This is a genomic window from Paraglaciecola hydrolytica (genome assembly GCF_001565895.1).
In the GTDB taxonomy this organism is placed as follows: Bacteria; Pseudomonadota; Gammaproteobacteria; order Enterobacterales; family Alteromonadaceae; genus Paraglaciecola; species Paraglaciecola hydrolytica.
Map to the genome: position 1 here is coordinate 432,829 of NZ_LSNE01000005.1, position 9,127 is coordinate 441,955.

The 9,127-nt window shown below is 40.6% G+C and carries 9 protein-coding genes; all 9 read left to right on the top strand.

Annotated features, from left to right (window positions below; all coding sequences use genetic code 11):
• Positions 1-551: PrpF domain-containing protein (locus AX660_RS09875; protein WP_327082849.1), on the top strand; the 551-nt coding region annotated here is incomplete at its 5' end.
• A gap of 273 nt (positions 552-824) precedes the next feature.
• Positions 825-1,514 (top strand): SIMPL domain-containing protein, encoded by a 690-nt coding sequence (locus AX660_RS09880; RefSeq protein ID WP_068376027.1) that lies wholly within the window; start codon positions 825-827, stop codon positions 1,512-1,514.
• Positions 1,515-1,543: 29 nt separating this feature from the next.
• A complete protein-coding gene (locus AX660_RS09885; protein ID WP_068376028.1) occupies positions 1,544-2,008 on the top strand; it encodes a GAF domain-containing protein in 465 nt (154 codons plus the stop codon).
• A complete protein-coding gene (locus AX660_RS09890) occupies positions 2,005-2,292 on the top strand; it encodes a hypothetical protein (RefSeq protein WP_068376032.1) in 288 nt (95 codons plus the stop codon). The genes AX660_RS09885 and AX660_RS09890 overlap by 4 nt, the downstream gene beginning before the upstream one ends.
• A gap of 30 nt (positions 2,293-2,322) precedes the next feature.
• Positions 2,323-2,985 (top strand): RNA chaperone ProQ, encoded by a 663-nt coding sequence (gene proQ / locus AX660_RS09895; protein ID WP_068376033.1) that lies wholly within the window; start codon positions 2,323-2,325, stop codon positions 2,983-2,985.
• A 5-nt stretch (positions 2,986-2,990) separates the two neighbouring features.
• Positions 2,991-5,030, top strand: a complete 2,040-nt coding sequence (prc, locus tag AX660_RS09900; RefSeq protein WP_068376034.1) for a carboxy terminal-processing peptidase — start codon at positions 2,991-2,993, stop codon at positions 5,028-5,030.
• Positions 5,031-5,117: 87 nt separating this feature from the next.
• Positions 5,118-6,470 (top strand): sodium-dependent transporter, encoded by a 1,353-nt coding sequence (locus AX660_RS09905; RefSeq protein WP_068376036.1) that lies wholly within the window; start codon positions 5,118-5,120, stop codon positions 6,468-6,470.
• 19 nt (positions 6,471-6,489) lie between these two features.
• A complete protein-coding gene (gene nhaC / locus AX660_RS09910; protein WP_068376037.1) occupies positions 6,490-7,965 on the top strand; it encodes a Na+/H+ antiporter NhaC in 1,476 nt (491 codons plus the stop codon).
• A gap of 62 nt (positions 7,966-8,027) precedes the next feature.
• Positions 8,028-9,127: M1 family aminopeptidase (locus tag AX660_RS23305; protein WP_268801372.1), on the top strand; the 1,100-nt coding region annotated here is incomplete at its 3' end.

Genomic DNA, 9,127 nt, shown 5'->3' on the forward strand with positions numbered 1-9,127 from the left:
CCCTAATCAACGCAGGCATTCCGACTATTTTTGTTGATGCTCAAAGTCTGGGTTACAGTGGAACTGAGTTACAAGAGGTTATTAACTCTGATCCCAAAGCCCTTGAACGCTTTGAAGCCTTACGCGCCATTGGTGCAGTAAAAATGGGTTTGATAAAAAATATTAGCGAAGCCACGACACGTCAACATACCCCAAAAATTGCCATTGTGGCTCCACCTCAAGACTATGTAGCGTCAAGCGGTAAAGTTATTAAGGCAGACAATATAGATTTGTTGGTACGCGCTATGTCCATGGGTAAACTCCACCATGCCATGATGGGCACTGCCGCTGTAGCCATTGGCACAGCTGCGGCTATTCAAGGTACTTTAGTCAATCTTGCGGCTGGCGGCAGTGAGCGTAGTACAGTGTGTTTTGGTCACCCTTCAGGTACTTTAAATGTTGGCGCTGAAGCAAAACTTGTCGAGGACCAATGGCAAGTAACTAAAGCCATTATGAGCCGCAGTGCTAGGGTATTGATGGAAGGTTGGGTTAGAGTGCCCAATAATTTTTAGCAAAGATTATCTGAGAAAATTTAAGGATGTTTGTAATATATTGTAAACATCCATTAATAAACATTATCCTCTTAGCCAGTAAACCATCAGTTATTAATTCAAATCTCACCTGACAGCCAACAAAACAGTACATTAGTATTAAATTTTATCCTTTAAAGACAAATTGATACGACTTAGGTTTAGCCTCTGACTAAGTTATCAAGTAAAATATTTGCCATTGCGCAAAACCTTTGTTTTATTCGAAGGCTAAAAGCGGTCTTACACGAGGTATAAATGAAAAAATTAGTCATATTGAGTTTGCTGCTATTGTCAGCTTGTGGACCCAAACCACCTATGCATCATGGTGAATCACGGCAAATAACAGTAAACGGATTGGGCAGTGTACAAAGCGTACCGGATCGATTTAATTTTACAGTAGTGGTTGAAGAGCGCGGCGAGTCAGCAAGTGAGTTGAATAAACGGGTAAGCGACAAGACCAAGCAGGTTGTATCGTTATTAACTGAACTTAAGGTTGAACCAAAAAATATCCAAAGTTTGCAAGTGCAATTTAATCCGTGGATTGAATATAACGATAACACTCAAGAACAGAAAGGCTTTATTTTAAGTCGACAAATTCAAATCAGTTTGGATGATTTAACGTTATACGATCAGGCCATTGACAGCGTATTGCAATTAAAAATAAACCGAATTGAAGGTTTTAGTTACAGCAATAGTAAAGGTGCTGCACATTATCAAGATGCGATAAAATATGCACTGCTTGATGCTCAAACACGAGCAAGTCACATGGCAGAAACATTGGGCCTGAAACTCGGTAAAGCGATTTCCATATCTGAGCAATCCCAAGGACAGCCTGTTATGCGAGAAAAAATTTATTCGACACGAGCTCGAATGGCCAGCGATTCAATGCCTGGTCAAATGGATACAGAAGCTCAAGTTGCAGTTGTATTTGAGTTACTTAACTAATTAACGCTTTTAGCCGTAAGAGAGTTTTAATGTCGCAAAACAAACAACAACATTATGCTGAACTAGCCCAACAGGTTGCATCTTTAGTAGAGGGTGAATCTGATTACATTGCCAACATGGCAAATATCAGTGCTTTACTTTATTGGACATTAAAAGACGTAAATTGGGCAGGTTTCTATTTATTAAAAGATAGTGAACTTGTACTTGGCCCCTTTCATGGTCAACCCGCCTGTATTCGTATTCCAATAGGTAAAGGCGTATGTGGCACTGCTGTATCGCAAAATAGCACTCAGTTAGTATATGATGTACATGAATTTGCGGGTCATATTGCTTGTGATGCGGCATCAAACTCCGAAGTTGTGATCCCCGTATATGCTAATGGTGAAATTTTTGCGGTACTGGATATCGACAGCCCACTCATTGGCCGTTTTGATCAGACAGATGTAGATGGTTTGCAACTCATAGTAGATAGTTTGCAAGCGAGTTTAGTATGAAACATTTTATTGATATCCATGTCACGTTAGCCACGTTAGAGGATATGGATTTTTGGGAAGATCAGGCAGAAGAAGCGACTGACAAGTTCAATTCTTTGCTACATTTGCTTTACGATCATGCCGATGATGATATAGATTCCACCTCTTTAGAGAATATGATCCAATATATTTGGGAAAATTGGCGACGAGATAGCCATTTACTTGATATAGATGACGATGATTTGCATGACTGGGTTGACCAACTATTGGCAACTTGGGATGATGAGCTGCAAGAACCCCGATAACTTATACATAACTACACACTAGAAGAATTAATGGATACTCCACAGAAATTTTCAAATAGCAAAGAAGTACTGGCATTTTTAGCAGAAAGCTTTCCACAATGTTTTAGCCTACAAGGCGAAGCTAAACCGTTAAAAATAGGTATTTTTCAGGATCTGGCTGAACGTTTAGAAAGTGAAGAACGTGTCAGTAAAACCTTATTACGCTCTTCCTTACGCCATTACACAAATAGCTGGCGTTATTTACAATCAGTCAAAGAAGGCGAGCAAAGAGTTGATTTAGATGGCAATGGTGTTGCCGTTATTGAACTCGACCATGCCGAACACGCTAAAAAACAGTTAGATGAAAGTCGCGCTGTTGTGGCTGAAAAACGTAAAGAACAACAAGCTAAAAAACCGCCTGCAAAGAAAAGTTACAAAAATAAAGACGTGCCTAAGTTTAAATCCGCCGAGAAAACCGTTAATAAAGAGCAGTCTGTTAAAAAAGCGGAACCTGCAGTTAAATTGCCGCCGCCAGAGAAACTTAGTGCTGAGCACTTGGTGGTTGGAACTAACGTTACGGTCAAAATTGGTAAAACTCCAATGCCTGCATCTATTACTGACGTGAACAAAGATGGTGTTCATGTGCAACTTGATACAGGTATGGTGGTCAAAGTCCAAGTTGATAATCTTAGGTTGGCACGCGCCAAGAGGTAGTAAATATGATTAAATCGATTCGTTTGTCTGTGTTATCCGCTTTGGTAGTGATGGGCACTAATGCTCTGGCCATCGAAAGTGCCGAAAGTGTAAAAGGCTTACCCCATCTTGAGCAAGAATCTCAGCATGCTGTTTCTGCTAAACGCATTTCTTCACAGTTTTTACGCTCACACTATAAACCAATCGAATTAAATGATGCTCTGTCAGAAAAAATATTTCAGCGCTATTTAAAATCTCTGGATTTTAATCGCAACGTGTTTACCGCTGCTGATATTAAAAGTTTTGATAAATATGCTAAACATTTTGACGAAGCAATTGAAGTAGGTGACTTAGCTATTGCCTACGAGATTTACCAAATCAATATGGAGAAACGTGAAAAACGCTTCGAATATGCTTTAACACTGTTAGCGAAAGAATTTGATTTTGAAGTTGAAAATGACGCTTTTGAGTTTGATCGTGAAAAAGCAGCTTGGCCCAAAGATGAAGCTGAATTAAATGAGTTATGGCGTCAACGCGTTAAATACGATGCCTTAAATCTTAAATTAACCGGTAAAGATTGGCCAAAAATTAAAGAATTGCTGACTAAACGTTATGAAACTGCGATAAGGCGTTTAACTCAAACATCGAGTGAAGATGTTTTTCAAATTGTAATGAATTCCTTTGCTCGTGCTATTGAAGCCCATACCAGTTATTTATCACCACGAAATGCCGAACGTTTCCAAATGGAAATGAATTTGTCTTTTGAAGGCATTGGCGCGGTATTACTCAGTGAAGATGATTACACCGTTATACGTAGTGTGGTGCCTGGAGGTCCGGCTGATTTATCGCAAAAAATTAAGCCAGAAGACAAAATAGTGGGTGTTGCCCAAGACGATGATGAATTTGTTGACGTGATCGGCTGGCGTTTAGATGAGGTGGTTGAACTTATCAAAGGGCCTAAAGGTAGTGTTGTTCGTTTACAAGTGATGAAGGGCTCAGGTGAAAACAATACGCCCGAAGTAGTTGCCTTGACACGCGATAAAATTAAGTTAGAAGACAAAGCTGCTAAGTCCGAAGTTTATGTACCTAAAACTGGCTCTCATAAAGACCAAAAGTTAGGTGTTATCACCATTCCTTCTTTCTACAATAATTTACATGCCGATGTACAAAAAGAACTGGATAGCCTGAACGAGCAACAAGTGCAGGGTATTATCGTCGATCTTCGTGGTAACGGTGGAGGCTCCTTAACCGAAGCAACTTTACTAACGGGATTATTTATTGATAAAGGCCCCGTTGTGCAGATTCGTGATGGTGCAGGGCGTATTCGTGTCGAAAAGGACGTGGATGGCAAAGTATCTTACGATGGCCCTTTAACTGTGCTGGTTGACCGTTATAGCGCCTCAGCGTCAGAGATTTTTGCCGCAGCCTTACAAGATTACAACCGCGCGTTAATTTTAGGTGAACAAACATTTGGTAAGGGGACTGTGCAACAACACCGTGGTTTAGGTCGTATATATGACTTGTATGAAAACCCTTTGGGAAGTGTGCAGTTCACGATAGCGAAGTTTTACCGTATAGATGGTGGCAGTACTCAACACATGGGGGTGATACCTGACGTATTATTTCCTTCACCGATTGATCCAAAAGAGTGGGGTGAAAGCCAAGAAGAATCTGCTCTGCCTTGGGATAGTATCGAACGTGCTAACTATACCACTTTTGGTGATGCCAAGAGTGTTGCACAACAGTTAGGCAATTTGCACAATACACGTATTAAAAATGATCCTGAATTTGCGTATATTTTTGAAGATATTGAACGTTATAAACAGAAAAAAGAAGATAAAACGATTTCTTTGGTTGAATCGGAAAGATTAAAAGAAAAAACAGAAGCGGAAACTCGCAATCTGGCAAGAGCTAACCAACGCTTACAACGTCAAGGTCTTGAGGTGATTGCTTCAATTGATGATTTGCCAGAAGATCTACCCGAAATTGATCCCTTCTTGGACGAAGCGGCCAGTATTACCTTCGATTTATTAGCGACAGGAAAGTACGCAATAAACCAAAAATAATGCTATCAAGTTTTGAAAGGGCTATTTTAAATAGCCTTTTTCAGTTTTACTACAACAATAACTAATAATAATAAAAACAGGTGAAAAATGAGTGCACGAGGAGAGTTTTCCTCCAGAATTGGCTTTATTCTGGCGGCCGCAGGTTCTGCAGTAGGTTTAGGTAATATATGGGGGTTTCCGACTCAAGTAGCCAGTAATGGTGGAGCGGCCTTTGTATTGGTCTATATCATACTCGCCTTTGTTTTGGCTTATCCAGTATTGATGGCTGAATTAGTCATTGGGCGAGCCACACGTTCTAATATGGTTGATGCTCTAGGCGAAATTACTGGAAGCAGAATAGGTCGTTTTGCAGGGGTTTGGGGATTTATCACGGTATCCTTAATTCTGGCTTTTTATGCCCTTGTGGCAGGGGTGATGATTTCTTTTTGCCTTGCCCCCATTGCTGACTTATTGGGTTTTGACGGCGCTACGGGTTGGTTAATGGCTGATTTATCATCTGAACAAGCCATCAGTAGAAACATCCTATTTTGTGGATTGTTTATGGCACTGACTGCGATTATCGTCTCAGGTGGAGTTAAAGACGGCATCGAACGCTGGTCTGTTAGATTAATGCCTGCATTGTTTGTCATTATCCTTTTATTGATCTTTTATGTGCTGTCTTTGGATGGAGCCATGGAAGGTTTAAAACACTATGTATTGCCTGACTTTTCTAAAATACTCAATCCAGATTTGTTGATCAGTGCCATGGGGCAAGCGTTTTTCTCCATGTCTTTAGGTGTGGGCACCATGTTGGTGTATGGCTCATATATTTCTAAAAATGAAAAACTGTCTACCTTGGGTGCGTCAGTAGCCTTTGTGGATATTGGTGTGGCAGTACTAGCGGGATTATTGATCATCCCAGCAATGTATGTAGCTCTGCATAATGGTGTGCAAATATTTGCCGAGAATGGCGATTATATTGCAGGTCCAGGTTTGATTTTTGCGGTGTTGCCGGCATTTTTTGACACTATGGGTGCAATCGGCAATTTTGTTGCCTTAGCCTTTTTTGCTTTAATGATTATAGCGGCCGTTACCTCATCAATTTCCATGCTCGAAGTACCTGTTGCTTACGTAGTTGAAAGCAAAGGCATGGGGCGTAAGCGCTCTGTTTGGTTAATCGCAATTGTTATTTATATAATGAGTTGTGTTATTGCACTTAATTTTAACGCCTTGTTTGAACTCGTTATCGCGGCAACGACAGTGTATAGCCAACCTTTATTGGGCTTGGTACTGTGCATATTTGCCGGTTGGGTGTGGAAGCGCGACAAAATTTTAGACGAGTTGAAAAACGGTGATCCGCAATTAGAACAAGGTTTATTCTGGAAAATTTGGCCCTGGTATATTCGGTTTGTGTGTCCGGTTGTCATCGTGGTGATGTTTTACCGTTCAGTCGCAAGTTAATTATAGGGTCTTTAGTTAAATGGAAAATAAACAAAATCAATTAAAAGAAGCATCCTTACTCGATGCTTTGATACCCATTATTATTTTGGTATTACTGCTTGGCTCGTCGGTCTATTTGTTTGAAGATAACTCTTCTTTTGGACCCAATCAGATTGCCTTATTACTTGCTATGGGCATTGCTGCTCTTGTGGGTATTAAAAATGGTTACAAATGGGACGACATAGAGCAAGGTATAGTTAAAGGTATTTCGCGCTCTCTTGGTGCTATCTTAATACTCTTAGCTGTGGGGTCGTTGATTGGAACTTGGATGTTGTCAGGTACAGTACCCACTTTAATCTATTACGGTTTAGATTTACTTAATCCCTCCATGTTTTATGCCGCGAGTTGTTTGATCTGTGGCATTGTTGCTTTAAGTATTGGTAGTTCGTGGACCACTGCGGCAACTGTCGGTGTAGCCTTAATGGGCGTATCGATAGGTATGGATATGTCAGCACCGGTTACGGCTGGGGCAATCATTTCGGGTGCCTACTTTGGCGATAAAATCTCGCCTTTATCAGAAACCACAAATCTTGCACCAGCCATTGCAGGGACAAATTTATTTGAACATATTCAATATATGTTATGGACCACAGTACCTAGTTTTATTATTGCGCTGATCTTATTTACCGTCATAGGTTATGGTACCGAAGCTCAGGATTCGGTAAGTCGTATCGCAGAAATGCAAAACTTGTTAGCCCAAGAATTTAATTTGGGTTTGCATATGTTGGTCCCTCTATTTTTATTATTAGCCATGGCAATGAAAAAAGTACCCGCGTTTCCAGCAGTATCCATAGGTGCACTTTTAGGCGGTATCTGGGCGGCAGCATTTCAACCAGAGGTGATCACCAATTTAGCAGAACAGGGCATGCCTGCGGTTAAAGCCACTATAATTGTCGTTTGGACGGCGCTATTTGATGGCGTTAAGTTTAGTACTAGCAGCGACACTCTAAATGACTTGTTAAGCCGTGGTGGGATGTCGAGTATGCTTAATACTATTTGGTTGATAATGTGTGCAATGACTTTTGGTGCCGTGTTAGAACGTGTAGGTTTGCTTAAACGTGCCGTCAGTGCTTTCCTAAAAGGTGCGACAAGTGCTGGCGATATGGTTACCCGTACTATCTTAACCTGTATAGGTACCAATATTCTAACTGCCGACCAATATATGGCCATTGTCATGCCAGGTAGAATGTATAAAGAAGAATTTGAAAAACGCGGCTTAAACCAATTAAATCTATCAAGAAGTTTAGAAGATGGTGGCACCTTGACATCGCCACTTATTCCTTGGAATACCTGTGGTGTTTACATGCACGGTGTTTTAGCGGTAAATCCCTTGGATTATGTATTTTATGCCTTCTTTAATTTAATCAATCCAGTATTAGCCATTATCTATGCCTATTTAGGTATTAAAATATTGCGCATACCTGTACCTACACATACTGCAGCAGCCAAAGTTTAATTTTGACAGTGGACAGTATTGTCCACTGTGCTTCCAACCGACTTACATTTTCAGAGATTAAGATGAGCAACAATTCAATACCCACAACAGGTCCGCAAATTAAAAGACGTCTGGATTATTTACCTCCTGACTTTTTAATCGAACATGTCAGTATGGTGTTTGATTTATTAGCTGACTTTACCACTGTCACTTGCATCACCTCGATTGTGCGTAACGGCACACATGAGCGACCATTGGTATTGGATGGAGAAGGTCTTACGCTCAAACAGTTGCTAATTAATGGCGAGAGTTATAACAATTATTCCCTTGATACAGTGAGTCTTACTATTCCTGCTGTTCAAGACCATTTTGAATTAAGCATTACTACAGTTATCCACCCGCATTTAAACAGCAGTTTAGAAGGATTGTATCTCTCTGCTGGTGCTTATTGCACTCAGTGTGAAGCCGAAGGCTTTCGTAAAATCACCTATTTTTTAGACAGACCCGATGTACTCGCTACTTATGATGTAAAAGTGATCGGTGATAAAAGTCAGTTTCCCTTTTTATTATCTAACGGCAATAAGGTCGCCAGTGGCGATTCAGAACAAGGTAGACATTGGGTGCAATGGTCTGATCCTTTTAAAAAGCCTTGTTATCTGTTTGCCTTAGTGGCGGGGGATTTCGATTTATTAATGGACAATTTTGTTACGGCCAGTGGTCGCGATGTGGCCTTAGAGTTGTATGTAGATAAAGGTAGTTTGGCTAAAGGTCAACATGCCTTGGACTCATTGAAGAAAGCCATGAGCTGGGACGAAGAGGTGTTTGGCCTCGAATACGACCTCGATATTTACATGATAGTAGCAGTAGATTTTTTCAACATGGGTGCCATGGAAAATAAAGGACTGAATGTATTTAACAGTAAGTTTGTTTTAGCCACGCCTGAATCGGCTACCGATGAAGATTTTTTTAATATTGAATCGGTAATTGCCCATGAATATTTCCATAACTGGACGGGCAACAGAGTCACCTGCCGTGACTGGTTTCAGTTAAGTTTAAAAGAAGGTTTGACCGTTTTTAGGGATCAGCAGTTTAGTGCCGATATGGGCTCTGCACTGGTCAATCGTATTAAAAATGTCAAAGTCATTCGGGAAAATCAGTTTGCCGAAGATGCTAGTGCGATGTC

Excerpts from the sequence above, each read along its gene's own strand:
- nhaC (WP_068376037.1), top strand. The coding sequence starts at position 6,490 with ATGGAAAATAAACAAAATCAATTAAAAGAAGCATCCTTACTCGATGCT.
- AX660_RS09890 (WP_068376032.1), top strand. The coding sequence starts at position 2,005 with ATGAAACATTTTATTGATATCCATGTCACGTTAGCCACGTTAGAGGAT.
- prc (WP_068376034.1), top strand. The coding sequence starts at position 2,991 with ATGATTAAATCGATTCGTTTGTCTGTGTTATCCGCTTTGGTAGTGATG.
- AX660_RS09885 (WP_068376028.1), top strand. The coding sequence starts at position 1,544 with ATGTCGCAAAACAAACAACAACATTATGCTGAACTAGCCCAACAGGTT.
- AX660_RS09880 (WP_068376027.1), top strand. The coding sequence starts at position 825 with ATGAAAAAATTAGTCATATTGAGTTTGCTGCTATTGTCAGCTTGTGGA.
- proQ (WP_068376033.1), top strand. The coding sequence starts at position 2,323 with ATGGATACTCCACAGAAATTTTCAAATAGCAAAGAAGTACTGGCATTT.
- AX660_RS09905 (WP_068376036.1), top strand. The coding sequence starts at position 5,118 with ATGAGTGCACGAGGAGAGTTTTCCTCCAGAATTGGCTTTATTCTGGCG.